Raw genomic sequence first — 24,528 nt, forward strand, 5'->3', positions numbered from 1 at the left:
TGTTTATGTGAAAGACAATATAGGGTTTCGGAATGTTATTTTGTGATTGGTATCTTAAAAATGAAAGAATCGAAATGAAAGGGAAGAATGCGAAAGAAATGAAAGCAAAAAAAAGCATGGCCGAAGCCATGCTAAGCGAGGTTTACAGCAAACTCACGTCACCGGTGCCGGGTTAAACACCGCCAGCTGATTATGTAATCCCCATTGATCAGAGAACGTTTTCTTCCGGCCGCTGGCGACATCCAGAATGAAGTGGAACAGCTTCCAGCCCACGTCCTCAATGCTCTCTTCCCCGGTGGCGATGGTGCCCGCGTTGATATCCATTAAGTCATACCAGCGGTTTGCCAGCTCGGTGCGGGTCGCCATCTTGATCACCGGCACCGCCATCAGGCCGTACGGCGTGCCGCGCCCGGTGGTGAAGACCTGTACCGTAATGCCGGATGCCACCTGCTGCGTGCCGCAGACGAAATCGCTGGCAGGCGTTGCCGCATAAATCAGGCCGCGTTTGGTCGGGCGCTGGCCCGGAGAGAGCACTTCGACAATCACGCTCTGGCCGGATTTGGCAATCGAGCCAAGGGCTTTTTCCACCACGTTGGCCAGGCCGCCTTTTTTGTTGCCCGGCGACGGGTTAGCGCTGCGGTCGGTTTGCCCCATATCGAGATAGTTATCGTACCAGGCCATCTCTTCCAGCAGGCGCTTGCCCACCTCTTCGTTGACGGCGCGTGGCGTCAGCAGATGGATGGCGTCACGCACTTCAGTCACTTCGGAGAACATCACCGTGGCGCCGCAGCGCACAAACAGATCGGACGCATAACCCACAGCCGGGTTGGCGGTCACGCCGGAAAACGCATCGCTGCCGCCGCACTGGGTGCCCACCACCAGCTCAGAGGCCGGGCAGGTTTCGCGCTGGCGCTTGTTGAGCTTGTCCAGATGGCGTTCAGCCACCTGCAAAATATCGTCGACCATCGATCGAAAGCCGACGTGATGCTCGTCCTGCAGGCGCACGATGCTGGCCTCGTCGACCGGAATCGCTTTCACATCCTCGGTGCCCTGCAGCAGGCGCTCAGGCTGAAGTTTTTCACATCCCAGACCGATGACCATCACCTCGCCGCCAAAGTTCGGGTTGAGCGCAATATTGTGAATGGTGCGGATTGGCACTACCGCCGCGGGTGCGTTGATCGCCACGCCGCAGCCGTAGAGGTGGTTCAGCCCTACTACTCCATCCACGTTCGGGTATTTCGGCAGCAGGTCGCGCTCGATGATTTTGACCACGTAATCCACCACGCCCGCCACGCAGTGAACGCTGGTAGTAATGCCGAGCAGGTTCTTGGTGCCGACGCTGCCGTCCGCGTTGCGGTAGCCTTCGAAGGTATAGCCCTCCAGCGGCGGAAGCGGTTCAGGCACGCGCGTAGCCAGCGGCAGGGTATTTAGCGGCGGCGCTTTTGGCAGCTCAACCAGCGACTCTTCAATCCAGCTCCCCTGCGGGATAGCGCGAACGGCATAGCCAATAATTTCACCGTAGCGCACGATTTCACCGTGCGCCGGGATATCCACCAGCGCCACCTTATGCCCCTGCGGAATATGCTCAATCAGTTCCAGCCCGTCCGGGAAACGGGTTCCCGCTTTTAAGCCGTTGTCGTTGACAATAATCGCCACGTTATCGGTGTCATGTACTTTTATATAAAACGCCGTCGGCGATGCTTGTCGAATTTCAATGTCGGCCATTGTTCACTATTCTCCAGCAAAGTGTCTGATCATTAATGCAGCCATGCAGTATTTATTTACTTATTTCCGAAATAAAGACGCTGCTTTCTTAAATAAAGAATGTCAGGGCTTGAGATATAAGAATGTGATCCAGATCACCCCCTAAAGCGAGAGATAGCGCGCTGTGGCTGGGAATACGTGATTCTGTGCAGCAGCGCCCAGTGCTTTGTGCATATGCTCAAAAACTTATTCATTTCAGGTGTGATAATTGAGCGTTAATCCAGTGCGATGCCATAAAGTGGTGATTATACTGAATCACATTGATATTGCGTCTGGTTAATTACCTGATATTGCCTGCTATCGATAAATAATCAGGAAATATGTTTTCTAAAATTATAAATATAAATTTCGCTGTGCCTGAGGAAATAAATATGATTCTGGATACCGTTGTAGAATCGAAAAAGGGTGTGCCCACTCGTTATTTAATATTACTGATTATTTTTATCGTCACGGCCATTAACTATGCTGACCGTGCGACGCTGTCGATTGCCGGTACGGAAGTAGCAAAAGAGCTGCAGCTCAGTGCCGTCTCGATGGGGTATATCTTCTCTGCGTTCGGCTGGGCCTACCTGCTGATGCAAATTCCCGGCGGCTGGCTGCTGGATAAGTTCGGTTCCAAAAAGGTCTATACCTACAGCCTGTTCTTCTGGTCGCTGTTCACCTTCCTGCAGGGCTTTGTGGATGTCTTCCCGCTCGCCTGGGCGGGCGTGTCGATGTTCATTATGCGCTTTATGCTCGGCTTCTCGGAAGCGCCGTCTTTTCCGGCAAACGCCCGTATCGTGGCGGCCTGGTTCCCGACCAAAGAGCGCGGCACCGCGTCTGCGTTGTTTAACGCCGCGCAGTATTTCTCGCTGGCCATCTTCTCTCCGCTGCTGGGCTGGCTGACCTTCGCCTGGGGCTGGGAACACGTCTTTACCGTGATGGGCGTGATTGGCTTTGTGCTGACCGGCGTATGGGTGAAGTATATCCATAACCCGACCGATCACCCGTGCATGTCAGAGCAGGAGCTGAAGTTCATCTCCGAAGGCGGCGCGGTGGTGGATATGGACCATAAAAAGCCCGGTGCACAGGTCGCAGGCGGTCCGAAGCTCCATTACATCAAACAGTTGTTGACCAACCGCATGATGCTGGGCGTCTTTTTTGGTCAATACTTTATCAACACCATCACCTGGTTCTTCCTTACCTGGTTCCCGATTTATCTGGTGCAGGAAAAAGGGATGTCGATTCTGAAAGTCGGTCTGGTGGCTTCCATTCCGGCGCTGTGCGGTTTTGCTGGCGGCGTGCTGGGCGGAGTGTTCTCGGATTATCTGATTAAGCAGGGCAAGTCGATAACCCTGGCGCGTAAGCTGCCGATTGTGCTCGGCATGCTGCTGGCGTCGTCCATCATTCTGTGCAACTACACCAACAACACCACGCTGGTGGTAGCCCTGATGGCGCTGGCGTTCTTCGGCAAAGGCTTCGGCGCGCTGGGCTGGCCGGTGATTTCCGACACCGCGCCAAAAGAGATTGTTGGCCTGTGCGGCGGGGTATTTAACGTCTTTGGCAACGTGGCGTCCATCGCGACTCCACTGGTCATTGGTTATCTGGTCAGTGAGCTGCATTCGTTCAACGCGGCACTGGTATTTGTTGGCTGTTCAGCGTTGATGGCGATGTTCTGCTACCTGTTCGTGGTAGGCGACATCAAACGTATGGAATTGCAGAAATAAGCAAAGGTATAAGCGATGAGTAACGATATCTTCCCGAACAAGTTTAAAGCGGCCCTCGCGGCGCACCAGATCCAGATTGGCTGCTGGTCTGCGCTGGCAAGCCCGATCAGCACTGAAGTGCTTGGACTGGCCGGGTTCGACTGGCTGGTGCTGGACGGCGAACATGCGCCAAATGACATCAGCACCTTTATTCCGCAGCTGATGGCGCTGAAGGGCAGCCCGAGCGCGCCGGTGGTACGCGTACCGACGAACGAGCCGGTCATCATCAAGCGCCTGCTGGATATCGGTTTCTACAACTTCCTGATCCCGTTCGTGGAAACGGAAGAAGAGGCGGTGCTGGCCGTGGCCTCTACCCGCTACCCGCCGGAGGGCATTCGCGGCGTGTCCGTGTCGCACCGCGCCAACATGTTTGGCACCGTGCCGGACTACTTCGCCCAGTCCAACAAGAACATCACCATCCTGGTGCAGATCGAGAGCCAGCAGGGCGTGGATAACGTCGATGCCATCGCCGCCACCGACGGCGTGGACGGCATCTTTGTCGGTCCAAGCGACCTGGCCGCTGCGTTCGGCCATCTGGGCAATGCGGGTCATCCTGACGTGCAGCGCGCCATTCAGCACATCTTTGCTCGCGCCAAAGCGCACGGCAAACCCTGCGGCATTCTGGCCCCGGTTGAAGCCGATGCCCGCCGCTATCTGGAGTGGGGGGCGACGTTCGTTGCCGTGGGCAGCGATCTCGGCGTGTTCCGCTCCGCCACGCAGAAATTAGCAGACGCTTTTAAAAAATAACTATCACTGAGGAAAAGATTATGACGCTGAAAGTGGGCTTTATTGGCTTAGGTATCATGGGTAAACCAATGAGTAAGAACCTCATCAAAGCGGGTTACTCACTGGTGGTGTTAGACCGTAATTCAGACGCCGTGGCTGAAGTGATTTCAGCCGGGGCAGAAGCGGCAACCACGGCCAAAGCGGTTGCCGAGCAGTGCGATGTGATCATCACCATGCTGCCAAACTCCCCGCATGTGAAAGAGGTCGCGCTGGGCGAGAACGGCATTATCGACGGCGCGAAGCCGGGCCTGGTGGTTATCGACATGAGCTCTATTGCCCCGCTGGCCAGCCGTGAAATCAGCGAGGCGCTGAAGGTGAAAGGCGTGGACATGCTGGACGCACCGGTCAGCGGCGGCGAGCCAAAAGCCATCGACGGCACGCTGTCGGTGATGGTGGGCGGCGACAAGGCGATTTTCGACAAGTATTACGACCTGATGAAAGCCATGGCCGGTTCCGTGGTGCATACCGGTGAAATCGGCGCGGGTAACGTCACCAAGCTGGCGAACCAGGTGATTGTGGCGCTGAATATCGCGGCGATGTCAGAAGCGTTGACGCTGGCCACCAAGGCGGGCGTCAACCCGGATTTGGTGTACCAGGCAATCCGTGGCGGCCTGGCGGGTAGCACCGTGCTGGATGCGAAAGCGCCGATGGTGATGGATCGTAACTTCAAGCCGGGTTTCCGCATTGACTTGCATATTAAAGATCTGGCTAACGCGCTGGATACCTCTCACGGCGTGGGCGCACAGCTGCCGCTGACCGCTGCAGTCATGGAGATGATGCAGGCGCTGCGCGCGGACGGTCTGGGCACCGCCGACCATAGCGCCATCGCGTGCTACTACGAAAAACTGGCGAAAGTGGAAGTTGCTCGCTAATGACGTCCTGCCCGGTGGCGCTTTGCTTACCGGGCCTACGGTCCAGGCCGGATCCGTGCTGTAACAGGCTACAACTATGAAAATCGTAATCGCGCCAGACTCTTATAAAGAAAGCCTTTCTGCCACCGAGGTAGCTCAGGCGATAGAAAAAGGATTTCGGGAAATCTTCCCCGACGCACTTTATGTTTCTGTTCCCGTCGCCGACGGCGGGGAAGGCACGGTTGAAGCGATGATCGCCGCCACCCGCGGTAGCGAACATCATGCCGTGGTGACGGGACCGCTGGGGGAGAAGGTGAATGCCTGCTGGGGAATGTCCGGCGACGGCAGCACGGCGTTTATCGAGATGGCGGCAGCCAGCGGTCTGGCATTAGTCCCTCCGGCACAGCGCAACCCGCTGGTTACCACTTCACGCGGCACCGGGGAGCTTATCCTCTGCGCGCTGGATAAAGGCGCGCGCAATATTATTATCGGCATCGGCGGAAGCGCGACCAACGACGGTGGCGCAGGGATGATGCAGGCGCTCGGGGCGAAGCTCAGCGATGCCAACGGCACGGCGATCGGCTACGGCGGCGGCAGCCTGATGGCGCTTAACAGTATTGATGTCTCAGGGTTGGATGCCCGGCTTAAGGGCTGCGCAATCCGCGTCGCCTGCGACGTCACCAACCCGCTGGTGGGAGAGAAAGGCGCGTCGCGCGTCTTTGGCCCACAAAAAGGGGCGACCGAGGGGATGATCCTCGAGCTGGACGCCAATCTCAGCCACTTTGCCGACGTGATTAAAAAATCCCTGCGTATCGACGTGAAGCATGTACCGGGAGCCGGTGCTGCGGGCGGTATGGGTGCAGCGCTGATGGCGTTTCTCGGCGCGGAACTTAAGAGCGGGATTGAGATTGTTACCCAGGCGCTCAATCTTGAAGAGCATATCCACGACTGCACATGGGTGCTGACGGGGGAAGGGCGCATCGACAGCCAGAGCATTCACGGCAAAGTGCCCGTCGGCGTAGCGAACGTCGCCAAAAAATACCATAAGCCGGTGATCGGCATTGCCGGTAGCCTGACCCAGGACGTGGGCGTCGTGCACCAGTACGGCATTGACGCCGTGTTCAGCGTGCTGACCAGCATTGGGTCACTGGAAGAGGCGTTTCGCGGCGCCTATGACAACATTTACCGCGCCTCACGCAATATCGCCGCGACTTTGCAGGTGGGGATGCACACCCAAGGGTGACAGCGGCGCGCAAACCCTCTATACTGCGCGCCGAAGCTGACCAGACAGTCGCCGCTTCGTCGTCGTCCCTTTCGGGGGAGACGGGCGGAGGGGAGGAAAGTCCGGGCTCCATAGGGCAGGGTGCCAGGTAACGCCTGGGGGGGAAACCCACGACCAGTGCAACAGAGAGCAAACCGCCGATGGCCCGCGCAAGCGGGATCAGGTAAGGGTGAAAGGGTGCGGTAAGAGCGCACCGCGCGGCTGGTAACAGTCCGTGGCACGGTAAACTCCACCCGGAGCAAGGCCAAATAGGGGTTCACATGGTACGGCCCGTACTGAACCCGGGTAGGCTGCTTGAGCCAGTGAGCGATTGCTGGCCTAGATGAATGACTGTCCACGACAGAACCCGGCTTATCGGTCAGCTTCAACTTCTTAAAGAACCCCGCTTCGGCGGGGTTTTTGCTTTCTGGTCATCTGGCCATGTGGGCAAATGATACCAATTATCAAAATTGCGACGCTAAGCACATTTCACTGTTTATGTGGTTAATGAATCCGTTCATTTACCCTATACGATCCAAATCACAAAATTTCCCGCTAAAAAATAACGATTTCTCAGTGTTGTTAATTTGTTGCTGATGTTGCGGTAATGGTGTTTATAGTTTTCACATTTGATATGTGAATATTGAATTCAAAAACATTCCCAGTGTGAATGTGTGATGTATTCGACCCTTTTGTATGCGCGGGCAACATCATTATTTTTCTATTTGATAAAACACAAAAATGTTTTAAATAGAAAATGGTTGTTTATTAGCCGTTAATTGTCTGAAAGATAGTCTTTATTGATATTTTAAAATACAAAAAATCCACCGTGGTTATCACCATAAAATAAAGTTATTACCGCCATTTTTGTTGATTAATATCAGCGTATTGGTGTGTTTTTATATTATCAACTCATTGATATATATGTGTTTTAATGGTGTTTTGTCGAGGTTGGTAATGATGCGAAAAGTCAAATTGTGAGTAACAGCACATACCCCCTGAAACACTATTAGGTAGAATTCGCCCCGTCATAGGGAAATAAGCGCAGAATATTATGAACACTATTATTCTACCGAAAACACAGCACCTCGTGGTATTTCAGGAAGTCATTAAAAGTGGCTCCATAGGTTCTGCGGCAAGACAACTGGGCCTGACGCAACCGGCCGTCAGCAAAATCATCAGCGATATCGAGTCCTACTTCGGTGTTGAAGTGATGATTCGTAAAAACACGGGCGTTAAGTTGACCGCTGCAGGCCAGGTTCTGCTCTCGTATTCAGAGTCGATCACTCGCGAAATGAAAAACATGGTGAGCGAGATCAACAGCCTCAGTTTTAGCACCGTTATGGACGTCTCCTTTGGCTATCCGTCGCTGATAGGCTTCACCTTCCTGTCTGAGATGATCAAAAAATTCAAGGAAGTGTTCCCGAAAGCGCGCGTCTCGATGTACGAAGCACAGCTCTCTTCGTTCCTGCCCGCTATCCGCGACGGCCGACTGGATTTTGCCATCGGCACGTTAAGCGATGAAATGCTGCTGCAGGACCTGCACGTCGAGCCGCTGTTTGAGTCCGAGTTTGTGCTGGTCGCCAGCAAATCACGAACGTGCACCGGACCGACGACACTGGCATCGCTCACGCACGAGCAGTGGGTGATGCCGCAAACCGATATGGGCTACTACAAAGAACTTCTGACCACCCTGCAAGACAACCACATCAGCATTGAAAACATCGTCCAGACCGATTCCGTCGTTACCATTTATAACCTTGTCCTCAATGCCGATTACCTGACGGTGATCCCCCGTGACATGATTGCGCCATTCGGCTCGGACCAGTTTATTGTTCTGCCGGTGGAAGATGAATTACCCGTGGCGCGTTATGCCGCCGTGTGGTCAAAAAATTACAGTATTAAAAAATCGGCGTCAGTATTAGTTGAACTGGCAAAACAATATTCGTCGATGAATATCGAAAAACGACGATAGAAATAATGATGATTTAAAACACCCGGAGCGACGCTTTTTAACGCTCTGATACCCTGACTTTGCCTGAAAACAATGAATTATTATAACGAGGATATTATGCACATTACTTACGATCTCCCGGTAACGATTGAAGATATTCAGGATGCCAGAAAACGACTGGCAGGAAAAATCTATAAAACCGGTATGCCGCGCTCGAATTATCTCAGCGAACGTTGTAAGGGTGAGATATTCCTGAAGTTTGAAAACATGCAGCGCACCGGTTCATTCAAAATTCGCGGCGCGTTTAATAAGTTAAGCTCGCTCACCGATGCTGAAAAACGCAAAGGCGTTGTCGCCTGTTCGGCAGGAAACCATGCGCAGGGCGTGTCGCTCTCCTGCGCCATGCTCGGTATCGACGGCAAAGTGGTGATGCCGATGGGCGCGCCGAAATCCAAGGTTGCCGCCACGCGCGACTACTCCGCCGAAGTGGTGCTGCACGGCGAGAACTTTAACGACACCATCGCCAAGGTCAGCGAAATTGTCGAAATGGAAGGGCGCATTTTTATTCCGCCTTACGATGACCCAAAAGTGATTGCCGGGCAGGGCACCATCGGTCTGGAAATTCTTGAAGATTTATACGACGTGGATAACGTCATTGTGCCTATCGGCGGCGGCGGATTAATTGCCGGAATTGCCACGGCGATTAAATCCATCAACCCGACCATTAATATTATCGGCGTGCAGTCTGAGAACGTTCACGGTATGGCTGCGTCTTATCAGACCGGGGAAATCGTCAACCATCGCGTCACCGGCACATTAGCGGACGGCTGCGATGTTTCTCGTCCCGGTAAATTAACCTTCGAAATTGTTCGTGAATTAGTTGACGACATTGTTCTGGTCAGCGAGGACGATATTCGCAACAGCATGATCGCGCTCATTCAGCGAAATAAAGTGGTGACAGAAGGTGCTGGCGCGCTGGCCTGCGCGGCGTTATTAAGCGGCAAACTTGACCATTATATTCAGGGTCGTAAAACCGTCTGCATTATTTCCGGCGGCAATATCGATCTCTCCCGTGTTTCCCAAATTACCGGCTTCGTTGACGCATAAAGGTGACCTATGAGCAACACAGAAAGCATTATCGTTGGCCAGACAAAAACGTCCTCCTGGCGTAAGTCTGATACCACCTGGACGCTTGGCCTGTTTGGTACCGCCATTGGCGCGGGCGTGCTGTTCTTCCCCATTCGCGCAGGCTTCGGTGGCCTGATCCCTATTCTGCTGATGCTGGTTCTCGCGTTCCCGATTGCGTTCTACTGCCACCGGGCGCTGGCGCGCCTGTGTCTGTCAGGCAGTAACGTCTCGGGTAACATCACCGAAACGGTAGAAGAGCACTTCGGTAAGACCGGCGGGGTGGTGATCACCTTCCTCTACTTCTTTGCGATTTGCCCGCTGCTGTGGATTTACGGTGTCACTATTACCAACACCTTCATGACCTTCTGGGAAAACCAGCTCCAGCTGCCCGCGCTGAACCGTGGCTTTGTGGCGCTGTTCCTGCTGCTGCTGATGGCCTTTGTTATCTGGTTTGGTAAAGACCTGATGGTGAAGGTCATGAGCTTCCTGGTGTTCCCGTTTATCGCCAGCCTGGTGCTGATTTCCCTGTCGCTGATCCCGTACTGGAACTCGGCGGTGATCGACCAGGTCAACCTGAGCGATATCGCCTTCACCGGTCATGACGGCATTCTGGTCACCGTGTGGCTGGGGATCTCCATTATGGTCTTCTCCTTCAACTTCTCGCCTATCGTCTCCTCGTTTGTGGTCTCCAAGCGCGAAGAGTACGAGCCTGAGTTCGGGAAAGAGTTTACCGAGCAGAAATGTTCCAAAATCATCGGCCGCGCCAGCCTGCTGATGGTGGCCGTGGTGATGTTCTTCGCCTTCAGCTGCCTGTTCACCCTCTCTCCGCAGAACATGGCGGACGCCAAAGCGCAGAACATTCCGGTGCTCTCTTATCTGGCGAACCACTTCGCGTCGCTGTCAGGCACTAAATCTACCTTCGCCACCGTGCTGGAATACGGCGCGTCCATCATTGCGCTGGTCGCTATCTTCAAATCCTTCTTTGGTCACTACCTCGGCACGCTGGAAGGGCTGAACGGTCTGGTCCTTAAGTTCGGCTATAAGGGCGATAAGAAGAAAGTTTCCGTCGGCAAGCTGAACACCATCAGCATGATCTTCATCATGGGCTCCACCTGGGTTGTGGCCTACGCCAACCCGAACATTCTGGACCTTATTGAAGCCATGGGCGCGCCAATCATCGCCTCTCTGCTGTGCCTGCTGCCGATGTACGCCATCCGCAAAGCACCGGCGCTGGCGAAATACAAAGGCCGTACCGAGAACATCTTCGTTACCGTGGTTGGCCTGCTGACCATTCTGAACATCGTTTACAAACTGTTCTAACCCATTGCTCAGGAAGAGCGGAGTCACATGATGATTGAGTTTCCGGTAGTACTGGTTATTAACTGCGGATCGTCCTCTGTTAAGTTTTCGGTGCTCGACGCCAGCAGCTGCGATGCCCTGATGACGGGGATTGCGGACGGGATCAACACCGAGAAGGCCTTTATTTCCGTGAACGGGGGTGAGCCGGTCCGACTGGCTCACCAGGACTACGAAGGGGCGCTGGCTGCCATCGCCCTGGAGCTGGAGAAGCGTAACCTGATGAGCAGCGTGGCCTTAATTGGCCACCGCATTGCGCACGGCGGCGACCTCTTCAGCGAGTCGACCCTGATTACGGAAGAGGTGATTGCGCAGATCCGCCAGGTTTCCCCGCTGGCGCCGCTGCATAACTACGCCAACCTGAGCGGCGTGGAAGCGGCAGAGCGCCTGTTCCCGGGCGTGCAGCAGGTGGCGGTATTTGACACCAGCTTCCACCAGACGCTGCCGCCGCAGGCGTATCTGTACGGCTTGCCGTACCGCTATTTTGAAGCGCTGGGCGTGCGCCGCTACGGCTTCCACGGGACCTCTCACCGTTACGTTGCCGCGCAGGCGCATACGCTTCTCGGGCTGTCCCCCGATGACAGCGGCCTGGTGATTGCCCATCTCGGCAACGGGGCGTCCATCTGCGCGGTGCGCAACGGCGAAAGCGTCGATACCTCGATGGGGATGACGCCGCTGGAAGGGCTGGTGATGGGGACGCGCTGCGGCGACGTGGACTTTGGCGCGATGGCGTGGATTGCCCAGCAGACCGGTCAGTCGTTCGAGGATCTGGAGCGCGTGGTCAATAAAGAGTCCGGGCTGCTGGGGATCTCCGGCATCTCCTCCGATTTACGCGCGCTGGAGAAAGCCTGGCACGAAGGCAATGAGCGGGCGCAGCTGGCAATACACACCTTTGTTCACCGCATTGCGCGGCACATTGCGGGTCACGCGGCGTCCCTGCACCGCCTGGATGGGGTGGTCTTTACCGGCGGCATTGGCGAAAACTCGAAGCTTGTCCGCGCGCTGGTGGCGGAACATCTGAAGGTGTTTGGCATCATCCTCGACGATGCCAAAAATGCCCTGCCGGGCAGCGCGGGTGAGCGCGTCATTAGCACCCAGTCGTCCCGCGTGGCCTGCGCGGTAATCCCTACCAACGAAGAAAAAATGATCGCGCTGGACGCCCTCCGTCTTGGGAAGGTTATCCCGGCTGCGGCTTACGCCTGATAAAGCGAGAAACACATGAAAGTAACAATCGATACGGGCGTCGCGCCCTACAGCGACGCATGGGCCGGGTTTCGCGGTGAAGAATGGAAAAACGCCGTCAACGTCCGCGATTTTATTCAGCATAACTACACCCCTTATGAAGGCGATGAAGCTTTCCTCGCGCAGGCGACGCCAGCAACGACGGCGCTGTGGCAGAAGGTAATGGTCGGCATTCGCCAGGAGAACGCCACCCACGCCCCGGTGGATTTTGACACCAACATTGCCACCACCATTACGGCCCACGGGCCGGGCTACATCGACCAGGATCTGGAGACGATCGTTGGTCTGCAAACCGATAAGCCGCTCAAGCGCGCGCTGCACCCGTACGGTGGGATCAACATGATCCGCAGCTCGTTCGAAGCCTATGGCCGGGAGATGGATCCGCAGTTCGAATACCTGTTTACCGACCTGCGCAAAACCCACAATCAGGGCGTGTTTGACGTCTATTCGCCGGAGATGATGCGCTGCCGTAAATCCGGCGTGCTGACCGGTTTGCCGGACGGCTACGGGCGCGGACGCATCATCGGCGACTACCGCCGCGTGGCGCTCTACGGCATCAGCTATCTGGTGCGCGAGCGTGAACTTCAGTTTACGGATCTGCAGGGCAGGCTGGAGCGCGGTGACGATCTGGAAGCCACGATCCGCCTGCGTGAGGAGCTGGCGGAGCACAGGCGCGCGCTGCTGCAGATCCAGCAGATGGCGGCGAACTACGGTTTTGATATCTCACGCCCGGCGATGAACGCCCAGGAAGCGGTGCAGTGGGTCTATTTTGCCTACCTTGCCGCGGTGAAATCCCAGAACGGCGGGGCGATGTCGCTGGGGCGCACGGCCTCGTTCCTCGATATCTACATTGAACGCGACATGCAGACAGGAAGGCTGAATGAAGTTCAGGCGCAGGAGCTGATCGACCACTTCATCATGAAGATCCGCATGGTGCGCTTCCTGCGCACGCCGGAATTCGACACGCTCTTCTCCGGCGATCCGATCTGGGCAACGGAAGTGATTGGCGGCATGGGGCTGGACGGGCGCACGCTGGTGACCAAAAACAGCTTCCGCTATCTGCATACCCTGCACACCATGGGGCCTGCACCGGAGCCGAACCTGACGATCCTCTGGTCTGAACAGCTGCCGATCGCGTTCAAGAAATACGCCGCGCAGGTGTCGATCGTTACCTCGTCGCTGCAGTATGAGAACGACGATCTGATGCGTGCGGACTTCAACAGCGACGACTACGCCATTGCCTGCTGCGTCAGCCCGATGGTGATCGGCAAGCAGATGCAGTTCTTTGGCGCGCGCGCCAACCTCGCCAAAACGCTGCTGTACGCGATCAACGGCGGGGTGGACGAAAAGCTGAAGATCCAGGTCGGTCCGAAAACCGAGCCGCTGCTGGACGACGTGCTGGATTACGACACCGTGATGGCGAGCCTCGATCACTTTATGGACTGGCTGGCGGTGCAGTACATCAGCGCGCTGAATCTCATTCACTATATGCATGATAAGTACAGCTACGAAGCCTCGCTGATGGCGCTGCACGACCGGGACGTCTATCGCACCATGGCCTGCGGCATTGCCGGGCTGTCGGTGGCGGCGGATTCCCTGTCGGCCATTAAATACGCCACGGTGAAGCCGGTGCGCGACCATACCGGGCTGGCGGTCGATTTCGTGATTGAAGGGGACTATCCGCAGTACGGCAACAACGACGACCGCGTGGACAGCATCGCCTGCGACCTGGTGGAGCGCTTTATGAAAAAAATTCAGGCGCTGCCAACCTACCGCAACGCGATGCCAACCCAGTCGATCCTGACCATCACCTCCAACGTGGTGTATGGCCAGAAGACCGGGAACACGCCGGATGGACGCCGCGGCGGCACGCCGTTTGCGCCTGGCGCGAATCCGATGCACGGCCGCGACAGAAAAGGGGCGGTGGCCTCGCTAACCTCGGTTGCCAAGCTGCCTTTCACCTATGCCAAGGACGGGATCTCCTACACCTTCTCCATCGTGCCGCAGGCGCTGGGCAAGGACGAGCTGGTGCGCAAAACCAACCTGGTGGGGCTGCTGGACGGGTATTTCCATCACGAAGCGTCCATTGAGGGGGGGCAGCATCTGAACGTCAACGTCATGAACCGGGAAATGCTCCTCGATGCCATTGCGCATCCCGAGAATTACCCGAACCTGACGATCCGCGTTTCAGGCTATGCGGTGCGGTTTAACGCCCTGACGCGCGAGCAGCAGCAGGATGTGATTTCGAGGACGTTTACGCAGGCGATGTAATACAGGCTTCATCTTCAGCCTCCTCAAATGAGGAGGCTTTTAATTTTGTGAACGCCGTCAATTTTAGAAAACTCACTCTCCTTTCTGCTATCCCGAAGTAATATTATTCTCTCGCTTTAGGAAAGCCCTATAAAACTTGTGACTTTTTTCTCCCGCGCTCCGGATATGATCTTCCCAAACCAATAACACACACCTGCAACCCTCTGAATCGCAATCGCTGGCGATCGGAAACCTATAAAAACAACTGTTTACCCTACAAAATAAGCGAGTGCCCAATGGATACGGCAACAAACAGCAGTGTGATTGTGAGTGATTCCCCCGCGGCAAGGCGGGCGGGAATGAGCGAGAGCGAGTGGCAAGCGGCAATTAAATTCGACAGCACCGACACGGGCTGGGTCATCATGAGTATCGGGATGGCTATCGGCGCGGGGATTGTTTTTCTCCCCGTCCAGGTCGGGTTAATGGGGCTGTGGGTATTTTTGCTCTCATCAATAATTGGCTATCCCGCCATGTATTTATTCCAGCGTCTGTTTATTAACACCCTGGCGGAATCACCGGAATGCAAAGACTACCCGAGCGTCATTAGCGGTTATTTGGGTAAGAACTGGGGCATCTTATTAGGCGCGCTCTATTTCGTGATGCTGGTGATCTGGATGTTTGTCTATTCCACAGCCATTACCAACGACAGCGCCTCGTATTTGCACACCTTCGGCGTGACCGACGGTTTGTTATCTGACAATCCGTTTTACGGTTTATGCCTGATCTGCATTCTGGTGGCCATTTCGTCGCGCGGTGAAAAGTTGCTGTTTAAAGTCTCCAGCCTGATGGTGCTGACCAAATTACTGGTGGTGGCCGCGCTGGGGCTGTCGATGATTGGGCTCTGGCATCTGGCCAACGTGGGCATGCTGCCGCCAGCGGGGCTGCTGATTAAAAACGCCATTATTACGCTGCCCTTTACCTTAACCTCCATTCTGTTTATTCAGACTTTAAGCCCGATGGTGATCTCGTATCGTTCACGTGAAAAATCCGTGGAGGTTGCGCGCCATAAAGCGCTGCGGGCGATGAACATTGCCTTTGGTGTGCTGTTTGTGACGGTCTTCTTCTATGCCGTCTCTTTCACCCTGGCGATGGGGCACGATGAGGCGGTTAAAGCCTACGAGCAGAACATTTCGGCTCTGGCGATTGCGGCGCAGTTTATCAGCGGTGACGGCGCGGGTTGGGTCAAAATCGTCAGCGTGATCCTCAATATTTTTGCCGTGATGACCGCATTCTTCGGCGTCTATCTCGGCTTTCGCGAGGCCACGCAGGGTATCGTCATGAACATCCTGCGCCGCAAAATGCCGGCAGAGAAAATCAATGAAAACACCGTCCAGCGCGGGATTATGCTGTTCGCCATCCTGCTGGCCTGGAGTGCGATTGTATTAAACGCGCCGGTACTGAGCTTCACCTCCATTTGCAGCCCCATCTTCGGCATGGTGGGCTGCCTGATCCCTGCATGGCTGGTCTACAAAGTCCCGGCACTGCATAAATATAAAGGCGTATCGCTGGTGATTATCGTCATCACCGGGTTGCTGCTTTGTGTTTCTCCTTTCCTCGCGTTCTCCTGAGGGCAAATAAGGTCGTAACGATGTCTGAGCAAACTCAAACTTTATGGAACCAATTTATTCGCGCGGTGCAGGAAGAAGTGAAACCTGCGATTGGGTGTACCGAACCTATTTCTCTGGCGCTGGCCTGTGCGATTGCCGCAGAAAATCTGCCGGGGGAGGTCACGCAGATTGAAGCGTGGGTATCGCCGAACCTGATGAAAAACGGGCTAGGCGTGACGGTGCCAGGCACCGGTATGGTCGGTCTTCCCATTGCAGCGGCGCTGGGCGCGACTGGCGGTAACGCGAACGCCGGACTGGAGGTGTTGAAAGATGCTACCGCCGATGCGCTAATACGCGCCAAAGCTCTGCTTGAGGCGGGACAGGTGCAGGTCAAACTGCAGGCACCGTGCGATGAGATCCTCTACTCCCGCGCCCGTGTTCATGCCGGGGATACCTCGTCAACGGTGACCATCGCCGGTGGGCATACGCGGGTGGTGGAAGTGGTTTGCCAGGGCGAAACGCGCTTTACGCTGGGTGAACAATTGACTGAAGAAAATACCGATCCTCTGGCGGTGCTATCAAACAGCACGCTGTCGCAGATCCTGGAATTTGTTGAGCAGGTGCCGTTCGAGGCGATCCGCTTTATCCTGCAAGCAGGGCAACTGAACGATGCGCTCTCCCGTGAAGGGCTCAGCGGGAAGTGGGGGCTGCACATTGGCGCAACGCTCAGTAAGCAGCGCTCGCGCGGATGGATGGCGCAGGATTTGGGCTCAGACATTGTCATTCGTACCAGCGCAGCCTCGGATGCCCGCATGGGCGGCGCGACGTTGCCAGCGATGAGTAACTCAGGCTCCGGTAATCAGGGGATCACGGCCACCATGCCCGTTGTCGTGGTGGCTGAGCACCTTCAGGCTGATGACGAACGGCTGGCGCGGGCGCTGATGCTCTCACATCTGTCGGCGATCTATATCCACGTCCAGCTTCCGCGCCTGTCGGCGCTTTGCGCGGCGACAACGGCAGCGATGGGCGCTGCTGCGGGGATGGCGTGGCTGATGGGCGGTTCTTACCAGACTATTTCGATGGCGATAGGCAGTATGATCGGTGACGTCAGCGGGATGATCTGCGATGGAGCGTCTAACAGCTGCGCCATGAAGGTCTCAACCAGCGTCAGTAGCGCCTGGAAAGCGGTGATGATGGCGCTGGATGATTCTGCTGTGACGGGCAATGAGGGCATTGTGGCGCATGACGTGGAGCAGTCCATTTCGAACCTTTGTGCGTTAGCCTGCCGCTCAATGCAGGCAACGGACCGGCAGATTATTGAGATTATGGCGAGTAAGGCGTAGCGAGTTCAGGGGCTCGATCGGTTCCCTCTCCCTGTGGGAGAGGGTTAGGGTGAGGGCGTTCTCTAAACCGGTAAATCAATCAGCAGCGCGCGCAGCGGCGTATCCGCCACCAGGGTGATATTCGCTTCATCACGAATAAACGCCCCGTCACCGCAGGTGAGCGCTTCTTTCTCTTCCGTGTGCGTCACTGCATGCACCGTACCGTGAATCGACTGCAGATAGGCGCGCGGACCGTGAAGCTGGAAGCTCGCCTGTTCACCTTTCTTCAGTTCGATGTGGTGCAGCCACACCTGCTGACGCAGTTGCAAACTGCCTTTGCTGCCGTCCGGCGATGCAATCAGCTGCTGTTTATCGTCCGTTAAATCTATCTTCTGCACCAGCGGATTTTCCCGCTCAGGGCAGGCGTCCAGCCACAGCTGCATGCGGGTCAGCGTTTTGTCTTTGCTGAGGTTATGCTCGCTGTAGCTGATGCCCGGCTGCGTGGAAATTAACAACGCTTCGCCAGCCTTTGCCTGGACATGATTGCCCTCGCTATCGCGGTATTCTGCCTCGCCTTCCAGGATCAGGTTCAGGATATCGACTTTCGGATACGTACGCGGCTGGAAGGAGGCGCCCGGAGCGAGCACTTCCTGGTTCAACACGCGCAATGAAGCGTAACCGAGGAGTTTAGGGTCAAAGTAGTGTCCAAAGGAAAAGGTGTAGCGGGCCTGCAGCCAACCGAAATCGGCTTGTCCGCACTGTTTAGCTGTTCTTGTCGTAATCATAAACTTGACCTCTCTTTACACTAAAACAATGGTAAAGGTATGGACGCTGCATTGTTAGCCAGATATTCTGCCCGGTATGTTCAAATTTCCTGAATGAGAACGAGATGGCTAAAGAGAGAGCATTGACGCTTGAGGCGCTGCGCGTCATGGACGCGATTGACCGACGCGGCAGTTTTGCTGCGGCGGCAGATGAACTGGGGCGCGTTCCGTCTGCGCTGAGCTACACCATGCAGAAGCTGGAGGAAGAGCTGGACGTGGTGCTGTTTGACCGCTCCGGCCATCGAACAAAATTCACGAACGTTGGCCGCATGCTGCTGGAACGCGGTCGTGTGCTGCTGGAAGCGGCGGATAAACTCACGACGGACGCCGAAGCGCTGGCGCGCGGCTGGGAAACCCATCTGACGTTAGTTACCGAAGCGCTGGTGCCGACCGAAGCGCTGTTCCCGCTGGTGGACCGCCTGGCTGCGAAAGCCAATACGCAGCTGTCGATCATTACCGAGGTGCTGGCAGGGGCGTGGGAGCGTCTGGAAACGGGCAGGGCGGATATTGTTATTGCGCCGGACATGCACTTCCGTTCTTCGTCAGAAATTAACTCCCGCAAGCTCTATAGCGTGATGAACGTTTATGTCGCCGCGCCGGATCACCCGATCCATCAGGAGCCGGAGCCGCTTTCGGAGGTTACGCGCGTGAAGTATCGTGGCGTTGCGGTAGCGGATACCGCCCGTGAACGTCCGGTGTTAACGGTACAGCTGCTGGATAAACAGCCGCGTTTAACCGTCACGTCGCTGGAAGATAAGCGTCAGGCATTGCTGGCCGGGCTGGGTGTGGCGACGATGCCTTATCCTTTTGTTGAAAAGGACATTGCGGAAGGGCGGCTGCGCGTTGTCAGCCCGGAATACACCAGCGAGGTGGATATCATTATGGCGTGGCGACGCGACAGCATGGGCGAAGCCAAATCCTGGTGCCTGCGCGAAATACCAAAGCTTTTTGCCCACCACAATAAATAAAATCGTAGGCCCGGTAAGCGAAAGGGTATGAACCGGAAACATGGGTAACACTTTAGACCGGATACATGGGTAACAGTTATAACTGGCATAGAAGAGGAGACTCGCTATGCCCTGGACTGAGACCCGACCTATGCAACGCCTTGATTTTATCCGTGCCTGCCATGCAGGTACGGACTCCTTCTCCGCGCTTTGCCGTCTTTTTGGCATCAGCCGTAAAACCGGCTATAAATGGCTTCAGCGTTTTGACCCCGCTGACCTGTCATCTCTCTCTGACCGGTCGCGCGCGCCACACTCCCACTCCCGGACGGTTCCTGATGATATCGCCGGACAGCTTACGGCCCTGAGGCAAAAACACCCTGACTGGGGTCCGAAAAAACTGCGGATGTGGCTGCTCAATCATCATGTCGATTTTACCGTACCTGCTGCCAGCACTATCGGCGATATCCTCAAGCGTGAAGGCCTGGTTCCGGATAAAAAGCGAAAACGCAGGACCCCGGGCAATCGCCAGCCCCTGACCACCATCAGTGAGAACAATCAGGTCTGGAGCGCTGATTTTAAAGGCAAGTTCAGGCTGCTGAGCAGAGAGTACTGCCATCCCTTCACCCTGACCGACAATCACAGCCGGTATCTTCTGAGCTGCCGGGGAACCGACCGGGAGAGTGAGCCCTTCGTCAGACAGTGCCTGACGGATGCGTTCCTGGAATACGGTCTGCCGGAAGTGCTCAGAACCGATAACGGTCAGCCCTTCGCGGGAACAGGGATAGCCGGACTAAGTCGTCTTGCCGTCTGGCTAATCAAGCTGGGCATCAGGCCTGAGCGTATCAGGAAGGGGCATCCGGAAGAAAATGGCCGTCATGAGCGAATGCACCGCTCCCTGAAAAGTGCGGTGAAACAGGGCAACACCTTCATGACGATGGAAGAACAACAGCGGTGGTTCAGTGACTACCGGGAAGAATTTAACCACGAAAGGCCGCATGAAGCTCTGGCGGGTGCAACGCCCGGAACGGTATGGCACCCCTCGAACCGACACTGGGATGGCCGTGTTCCTGAATACGCGTATCCGGAAGGCGGTACGGTCTACAGGGTGAAATCGAGGGGGACACTCTATATGGGGAAAAAGGGGACGGTGTTCCTGAGTGAAGCGCTGACTGATGAGTACATCATGCTGGAAGAACAGGATGATGGCCTTGAGGCCATCATCTTTAACGGAATAACGCTTGCGTACTACGACCGAAAAACCGAGAGTGTGCTCCGGATAGACTGAAAAGTGTTACCTATGTTCCCGGTCTGATCTGTCACCTATGTATCCGGTCATACAAAAGCGCCACCGGGCTCTGATTTACATGCCAGCTTTCGGATCCGGACCAAAGCGGTTTTCACCCGGCGTGCCGTTCTGACAGTTAAAGACCAGGATCACAATCCAGCCCACGATCGGGATCAACAGCAGCAAGAGCCACCAGGCTGAACGATCGGTATCGTGCAGGCGTCGGAACTGAACCGCCCAGGACGGCAGCATAATAAATACGCCATAAATCGTGGTGAGAATGCCTTCTCCCCCGGCACGCTCCCAGCCCAGAATTTTGTCCACAATACTCAACACCAGGGCGAGGATGAAGTTCACCAGAACGAACATCCAGTACTCTTTGCGGCGGGCGCGGCCACCAAATCCAATGTAGTTGCGCAGTACGTTTAAATACCAGTCCATTTTCCTTGCCTCATTAGTCAGTCAATCACTTGTTTTCTAAGCGATCGAGGTAAGGATAGATGGAGATTGTGAATTAAAAAAGGGCATTTACCCGTCATACTTCAAGTTGCCTGGGCGTTGGCTTTCCTCGCTCACCCCAGTCACGTACTAATGTACGCTCCTGGGGATTCGCTGCGTCGCCGCCTTCATGCAACTTGAATTATTTTGGGTATTGATTGATGCCCTGAATATTTATCCGAAACGAACGTCGCGCCCGTGAGGTTCATCCAGATCCTGCCATGGCCCAATGGAGATGATGCCCGTTGGGTTAATCGTCTTGTGGCTGCGGAAATAGTGGGTGCGAATATGGTCGAAGTCGACCGTTTCGGCGATACCCGGCATCTGGTAGATATCGCGCAGGAAACCATACAGGTTCAGATAATCGCTGATGCGGTGTTTATCACACTTAAAGTGGGTGACGTACACCGGATCAAAACGCACCAGCGTCGTCCACAGGCGGATATCAGCTTCCGTCAGTTGGTTGCCCGTCAGGTAGCGATGCTGGCCGAGGATCTGCTCCAGGCGCTCCAGTGATTCAAACACCTTTCCAACCGCTTCGTCATACGCTTCCTGGCTGGTGGCAAAACCGGCCTTGTAGACGCCGTTGTTCACGTTGTCGTAGATCCAGCCGTTCAGCTCGTCAATTTTATCGCGCAGCTCGACCGGGTAATAATCACCGGCGCGGGCGCCGTGCGCGTCAAACGCGGTGTTGAACATGCGGATGATCTCCGCCGATTCGTTGCTGACGATCGTTTGGTTTTTCTTGTCCCACAGTACCGGTACGGTGACGCGTCCGGTGTAGTGTGGATCGGCGCGCAGGTAAAGCTGGTAGAGAAAATCGTGGTGATAAAGGTCGTCACCGGTGGCGGCAGGGAAATCACTGTCGAACGTCCAGCCGTTTTCCAGCATCAGCGGGTTGACCACCGAAACCGGAATGAAGGATTCGAGCCCCTTAAGCTTGCGCACAATCAGCGTGCGGTGTGCCCACGGGCAGGCGAGAGAAACATAGAGATGATAACGGTCTTTTTCTGCCGCGAAGCCGCCTTCGCCGCTCGGGCCAGGTGCGCCGTCGGCGGTCAGCCAGTTACGGAAGGCCGAAACAGAGCGCTTGAAGCGACCCCCGGTGGATTTGGTGTCATACCAGATTACCCCAACACTTTTTTAAAAAAAGCTCTCGATTATTAAGAATATCAATGCAATGGTTTAATTTTGTATCTCGATTTTGGGATGGTGCAGCTCTCGAAAATCTGAGTTATCCTGAGATACCCTTATACATGAAAGGGGTTTAACAGTGCTGGCCCCCCTTTGAGATAAATGGAATGAAGAGACGTAAACTCGATAAATGGCTTAAAAAATTCGAAGATAAACACGGCTTAACAACAGGCGATCCAAATGTCGTTGGTTATGCCTTGTTCAACAAGGATAAACGTGCATTTGTGAGCCTTACTGATGGCGATTACGAACCCACCGACATTTACACCGGTGATCTTGACGACGCCTTCCTGACTGACAATATGGGTGAAGCCTTCGGTGTCATGATGGCGTTGGAACATTATGATAACATTAGCATTGTTCCGGTGATCTATAACGAGTTGTTCGGTTTGACTGTGAAACCCGGTTCACTAGATGCATTCAAACCAGACTGAATATTTCAAGACTATTTGTTGAATAATTGTAAAGGACTGAAAATGACTTCCAAAGATGACCTGATGAATATGTTACACCAGTCTGCTTCTGATCAAGAAGCTGGTGTGGCACGAGAAGCCAATGACATCAAAGAGTTTCAGGAAAGTGTACGTACTCTTTTCATCGAATTACGTTCATGGCTTGAAGACATGCCTGTGAAAATTGAAAGAAATCGTACGAATATTCATGATGTTACGACGCGAAATACAAATTCTTACCCGATGGATTTCATGAAGATCTCAAACGGAAATAAGCACCTGGAATTTCGTCCAGAAGCGCTTTATCTGATGGGGTCGAAAGGCGAAGTTGAGGTTCGATTTACTGGCGTTAGTCGTAATTTGAAATTCAATCTGTACATGCAGGATTCATTTGGGGGCGGTAAGAGTGAACCAGGTGTATGGTCACTCGTTGATGGTAACAACCGGGCAGGAAATCGTCGCCCGTTTACTAAAGAGCTGTTCTATTCATTGGTATCAAATCTGGTGTAAAAAGGCTTATAGAAGGCAAAAATGAATCGTTCAAGTAATAATGAAATTGGTGGGATGCTTGTAGTGCTGGGTGGTTTACTGCTCGTCGGTTTTGCGGTCTGGATCATGAAGACGTTTGATGTACCATTTGGCATAGCAACTGAAAGTGGCATCAAAATTGTTGTCTGGGCGCTGGCAGTCACTGGTGCCCTTTTCTGGAGCCACCACTCAGATTTTAACGTAATCAAATTCACAGCGCCGTTTATGGTTAGCATGTTCTGGTACAGCCTTTTTCCGGTGCTGGATTATAACGCCGGCATTCGCGATGACTTCCCTATTCAGATGAACATTAGTTGGTACGGTACCGCGTTCTGGCAGTTCGTAATCTTCCTGGCAATAAATGTGATCGGGTACGGAATTATTTACTATTTCCACAGACGTAACAATTATTACTGGTGATTTGGTTCGCGCAATGACTTTATATGTACATAGGCCGGTGTTCGATTCTCGCAGTGGCCTATTTAACTATTCTGGGTTTGATGGATGTACATAATTCAGCTTATTGCTAAAGCAATCATAACCAATTGTATTGAAATGATTTTTTTGAATGCTCATCAAACTTTTTTGAGCTAATTTTTAGTTCATAACTATGTAAATCCCCAGCTATAGCCTTGAAATTCTTGATTTTCCTTTGTATATCAATGCCATTGAAGTGATTTTCTTATACCGAAATCTTCGTCAGAACGCGACTCTCATGTCTTTAAAACATCTACCATATCATTGCCATTCAGTGAGCACTGGTTTTTTTTGGATTTTCTGCGCCGCCACGGAGAACCATCACCTACAGAGATAGTTTGTAGCACTCTGAGGTAAATTTCGCTTTAAGCAAGAAGGGGTGAGACCAGATGAAAAGTAATGTTAATAATTAACAATGCAAACTATTACTTATGTAAATCAGAATTAGACTAAATTTTTCCTTATCACTTGAAATCAAGCGAAGCGGCTCCATTTGAGGTTATGTTCACAACTAATGCGGGGCCAATATGAGTCTTCAAAACAAATTTAAGAATTTTCATGATGCTATCAAGTTAGGAAGGAAGGACCTGGAGTACACGACGGCCCGCCTCAAGGACGATAGCATTACTGCCGATATCGTTGAACGATTCAAAGAAGATGGATATCCGGTTATTGAGGATTTCATTCAAGGGTCTTTGGCGACCTTCACAGGGATCCGGGAAAAAGGGCAGGATTTCGATATTGACCGTGCAATCGTAATCGAAGCGGAGCTGGCTCCGGAAAACCCAATAACGCCTAAACTCGCTGTACTTGAAGTGCTGGAAGGCCGAGGTTTTAAAAATGCTAAGATCAAAAAACCTTGTGTGACTGCTGATTACAAGGCTGATGACCTTCATATCGATATCCCAATTTACCGCAAGTACAATAACGGCGAATACGAATTGGCCGTTGGCAAGAGACATTCAACTGAGGATAATCGTGAGTGGGCCAGAGCAGCGCCACGTGAGCTTATCGACTGGGTGAATAATTATGACGCTGATGAAACTTATGGTTCGAA

The 24,528-nt window shown here is 54.1% G+C and carries 21 protein-coding genes and 1 other RNA gene; 18 read left to right on the top strand and 4 right to left on the bottom strand.

Annotated elements, in window-relative coordinates; translation table 11 throughout:
- Nucleotides 1–153: 153 nt before the first annotated feature.
- Complete coding sequence (gene garD / locus EXW94_RS10935; protein ID WP_174340086.1) at nucleotides 154–1,725, bottom strand: galactarate dehydratase; 1,572 nt, start codon at nucleotides 1,723–1,725, stop codon at nucleotides 154–156.
- 410 nt (nucleotides 1,726–2,135) lie between these two features.
- Here garD and EXW94_RS10940 point away from each other — a divergent pair, with 410 nt between their 5' ends.
- From EXW94_RS10940 to EXW94_RS10995, 12 genes are all read left to right on the top strand, one after another.
- On the top strand, nucleotides 2,136–3,470 hold the full coding sequence (locus EXW94_RS10940) for an MFS transporter (RefSeq protein WP_174340087.1): 1,335 nt from the start codon (nucleotides 2,136–2,138) through the stop codon (nucleotides 3,468–3,470).
- Between the two features lie 15 nt (nucleotides 3,471–3,485).
- Nucleotides 3,486–4,256: a 2-dehydro-3-deoxyglucarate aldolase gene (gene garL, locus EXW94_RS10945; RefSeq protein WP_010435924.1), complete on the top strand. Its 771-nt coding sequence runs from the start codon at nucleotides 3,486–3,488 to the stop codon at nucleotides 4,254–4,256.
- A gap of 20 nt (nucleotides 4,257–4,276) precedes the next feature.
- Entirely contained in the window at nucleotides 4,277–5,167 is an 891-nt protein-coding gene (garR, locus tag EXW94_RS10950) for a 2-hydroxy-3-oxopropionate reductase (protein ID WP_131635347.1), read from the top strand.
- 76 nt (nucleotides 5,168–5,243) lie between these two features.
- Complete coding sequence (gene garK / locus EXW94_RS10955; protein WP_174340088.1) at nucleotides 5,244–6,389, top strand: glycerate 2-kinase; 1,146 nt, start codon at nucleotides 5,244–5,246, stop codon at nucleotides 6,387–6,389.
- A gap of 32 nt (nucleotides 6,390–6,421) precedes the next feature.
- Nucleotides 6,422–6,798, top strand: an RNA gene (rnpB, locus tag EXW94_RS10960) — RNase P RNA component class A.
- Between the two features lie 663 nt (nucleotides 6,799–7,461).
- Complete coding sequence (tdcA, locus tag EXW94_RS10965; protein ID WP_108416148.1) at nucleotides 7,462–8,382, top strand: transcriptional regulator TdcA; 921 nt, start codon at nucleotides 7,462–7,464, stop codon at nucleotides 8,380–8,382.
- Between the two features lie 96 nt (nucleotides 8,383–8,478).
- Entirely contained in the window at nucleotides 8,479–9,468 is a 990-nt protein-coding gene (tdcB, locus tag EXW94_RS10970) for a bifunctional threonine ammonia-lyase/L-serine ammonia-lyase TdcB (protein WP_126815490.1), read from the top strand.
- Between the two features lie 9 nt (nucleotides 9,469–9,477).
- Nucleotides 9,478–10,809 (top strand): threonine/serine transporter TdcC, encoded by a 1,332-nt coding sequence (tdcC, locus tag EXW94_RS10975; RefSeq protein WP_010435911.1) that lies wholly within the window; start codon nucleotides 9,478–9,480, stop codon nucleotides 10,807–10,809.
- Nucleotides 10,810–10,839: 30 nt separating this feature from the next.
- A complete protein-coding gene (tdcD, locus tag EXW94_RS10980) occupies nucleotides 10,840–12,048 on the top strand; it encodes a propionate kinase (RefSeq protein ID WP_174340101.1) in 1,209 nt (402 codons plus the stop codon).
- A gap of 15 nt (nucleotides 12,049–12,063) precedes the next feature.
- Nucleotides 12,064–14,358 (top strand): formate C-acetyltransferase, encoded by a 2,295-nt coding sequence (gene pflB, locus EXW94_RS10985; protein ID WP_174340089.1) that lies wholly within the window; start codon nucleotides 12,064–12,066, stop codon nucleotides 14,356–14,358.
- Between the two features lie 275 nt (nucleotides 14,359–14,633).
- Nucleotides 14,634–15,965, top strand: a complete 1,332-nt coding sequence (locus EXW94_RS10990; protein ID WP_120159666.1) for an amino acid permease — start codon at nucleotides 14,634–14,636, stop codon at nucleotides 15,963–15,965.
- Between the two features lie 20 nt (nucleotides 15,966–15,985).
- Complete coding sequence (locus EXW94_RS10995; RefSeq protein WP_174340090.1) at nucleotides 15,986–17,287, top strand: serine dehydratase subunit alpha family protein; 1,302 nt, start codon at nucleotides 15,986–15,988, stop codon at nucleotides 17,285–17,287.
- Between the two features lie 62 nt (nucleotides 17,288–17,349).
- Here the strand turns inward: EXW94_RS10995 and EXW94_RS11000 are convergent, their stop codons facing one another.
- Nucleotides 17,350–18,051 carry a pirin family protein gene (locus EXW94_RS11000; RefSeq protein WP_010435898.1) on the bottom strand — a complete coding sequence of 234 codons (702 nt, stop codon included), beginning with the start codon at nucleotides 18,049–18,051 and terminating at the stop codon, nucleotides 17,350–17,352.
- A 104-nt stretch (nucleotides 18,052–18,155) separates the two neighbouring features.
- Here EXW94_RS11000 and yhaJ point away from each other — a divergent pair, with 104 nt between their 5' ends.
- Nucleotides 18,156–19,058 (top strand): DNA-binding transcriptional regulator YhaJ, encoded by a 903-nt coding sequence (yhaJ, locus tag EXW94_RS11005; RefSeq protein WP_003862655.1) that lies wholly within the window; start codon nucleotides 18,156–18,158, stop codon nucleotides 19,056–19,058.
- Between the two features lie 106 nt (nucleotides 19,059–19,164).
- Nucleotides 19,165–20,322, top strand: a complete 1,158-nt coding sequence (locus EXW94_RS11010) for a DDE-type integrase/transposase/recombinase (RefSeq protein ID WP_174339330.1) — start codon at nucleotides 19,165–19,167, stop codon at nucleotides 20,320–20,322.
- Between the two features lie 75 nt (nucleotides 20,323–20,397).
- On the opposite strand, the gene EXW94_RS11015 is transcribed toward EXW94_RS11010, so the two are convergent.
- Complete coding sequence (locus tag EXW94_RS11015; RefSeq protein ID WP_010435895.1) at nucleotides 20,398–20,763, bottom strand: DUF805 domain-containing protein; 366 nt, start codon at nucleotides 20,761–20,763, stop codon at nucleotides 20,398–20,400.
- A gap of 231 nt (nucleotides 20,764–20,994) precedes the next feature.
- A complete protein-coding gene (locus EXW94_RS11020; protein WP_174340102.1) occupies nucleotides 20,995–21,948 on the bottom strand; it encodes a glutathione S-transferase family protein in 954 nt (317 codons plus the stop codon).
- Nucleotides 21,949–22,121: 173 nt separating this feature from the next.
- Between EXW94_RS11020 and EXW94_RS11025 the strand changes: the two genes are divergently transcribed.
- From EXW94_RS11025 to EXW94_RS11040, 4 genes are all read left to right on the top strand, one after another.
- Complete coding sequence (locus EXW94_RS11025; protein ID WP_000829091.1) at nucleotides 22,122–22,448, top strand: hypothetical protein; 327 nt, start codon at nucleotides 22,122–22,124, stop codon at nucleotides 22,446–22,448.
- Between the two features lie 42 nt (nucleotides 22,449–22,490).
- Complete coding sequence (locus EXW94_RS11030) at nucleotides 22,491–22,976, top strand: hypothetical protein (RefSeq protein ID WP_174340091.1); 486 nt, start codon at nucleotides 22,491–22,493, stop codon at nucleotides 22,974–22,976.
- 21 nt (nucleotides 22,977–22,997) lie between these two features.
- Nucleotides 22,998–23,414 carry a hypothetical protein gene (locus EXW94_RS11035; protein ID WP_174340092.1) on the top strand — a complete coding sequence of 139 codons (417 nt, stop codon included), beginning with the start codon at nucleotides 22,998–23,000 and terminating at the stop codon, nucleotides 23,412–23,414.
- A 584-nt stretch (nucleotides 23,415–23,998) separates the two neighbouring features.
- Nucleotides 23,999–24,528: nucleotidyltransferase (locus tag EXW94_RS11040; protein WP_174340093.1), on the top strand; the 530-nt coding region annotated here is incomplete at its 3' end.

The organism is Enterobacter sp. JMULE2, from assembly GCF_013337145.1.
GTDB lineage: Bacteria > Pseudomonadota > Gammaproteobacteria > Enterobacterales > Enterobacteriaceae > Enterobacter > Enterobacter mori.

What these genes read in the sequence shown, in the direction of transcription:
- garL (WP_010435924.1), top strand. Translation starts at nt 3,486, where the DNA reads ATGAGTAACGATATCTTCCCGAACAAGTTTAAAGCGGCCCTCGCGGCG.
- EXW94_RS11010 (WP_174339330.1), top strand. Translation starts at nt 19,165, where the DNA reads ATGCCCTGGACTGAGACCCGACCTATGCAACGCCTTGATTTTATCCGT.
- tdcC (WP_010435911.1), top strand. Translation starts at nt 9,478, where the DNA reads ATGAGCAACACAGAAAGCATTATCGTTGGCCAGACAAAAACGTCCTCC.
- EXW94_RS11025 (WP_000829091.1), top strand. Translation starts at nt 22,122, where the DNA reads ATGAAGAGACGTAAACTCGATAAATGGCTTAAAAAATTCGAAGATAAA.
- yhaJ (WP_003862655.1), top strand. Translation starts at nt 18,156, where the DNA reads ATGGCTAAAGAGAGAGCATTGACGCTTGAGGCGCTGCGCGTCATGGAC.
- EXW94_RS11030 (WP_174340091.1), top strand. Translation starts at nt 22,491, where the DNA reads ATGACTTCCAAAGATGACCTGATGAATATGTTACACCAGTCTGCTTCT.
- EXW94_RS11015 (WP_010435895.1), bottom strand. Translation starts at nt 20,763, where the DNA reads ATGGACTGGTATTTAAACGTACTGCGCAACTACATTGGATTTGGTGGC.
- EXW94_RS11035 (WP_174340092.1), top strand. Translation starts at nt 22,998, where the DNA reads ATGAATCGTTCAAGTAATAATGAAATTGGTGGGATGCTTGTAGTGCTG.
- garR (WP_131635347.1), top strand. Translation starts at nt 4,277, where the DNA reads ATGACGCTGAAAGTGGGCTTTATTGGCTTAGGTATCATGGGTAAACCA.
- pflB (WP_174340089.1), top strand. Translation starts at nt 12,064, where the DNA reads ATGAAAGTAACAATCGATACGGGCGTCGCGCCCTACAGCGACGCATGG.
- garD (WP_174340086.1), bottom strand. Translation starts at nt 1,725, where the DNA reads ATGGCCGACATTGAAATTCGACAAGCATCGCCGACGGCGTTTTATATA.
- tdcB (WP_126815490.1), top strand. Translation starts at nt 8,479, where the DNA reads ATGCACATTACTTACGATCTCCCGGTAACGATTGAAGATATTCAGGAT.
- EXW94_RS11000 (WP_010435898.1), bottom strand. Translation starts at nt 18,051, where the DNA reads ATGATTACGACAAGAACAGCTAAACAGTGCGGACAAGCCGATTTCGGT.
- tdcA (WP_108416148.1), top strand. Translation starts at nt 7,462, where the DNA reads ATGAACACTATTATTCTACCGAAAACACAGCACCTCGTGGTATTTCAG.
- EXW94_RS10940 (WP_174340087.1), top strand. Translation starts at nt 2,136, where the DNA reads ATGATTCTGGATACCGTTGTAGAATCGAAAAAGGGTGTGCCCACTCGT.
- EXW94_RS10995 (WP_174340090.1), top strand. Translation starts at nt 15,986, where the DNA reads ATGTCTGAGCAAACTCAAACTTTATGGAACCAATTTATTCGCGCGGTG.
- tdcD (WP_174340101.1), top strand. Translation starts at nt 10,840, where the DNA reads ATGATTGAGTTTCCGGTAGTACTGGTTATTAACTGCGGATCGTCCTCT.
- EXW94_RS10990 (WP_120159666.1), top strand. Translation starts at nt 14,634, where the DNA reads ATGGATACGGCAACAAACAGCAGTGTGATTGTGAGTGATTCCCCCGCG.
- garK (WP_174340088.1), top strand. Translation starts at nt 5,244, where the DNA reads ATGAAAATCGTAATCGCGCCAGACTCTTATAAAGAAAGCCTTTCTGCC.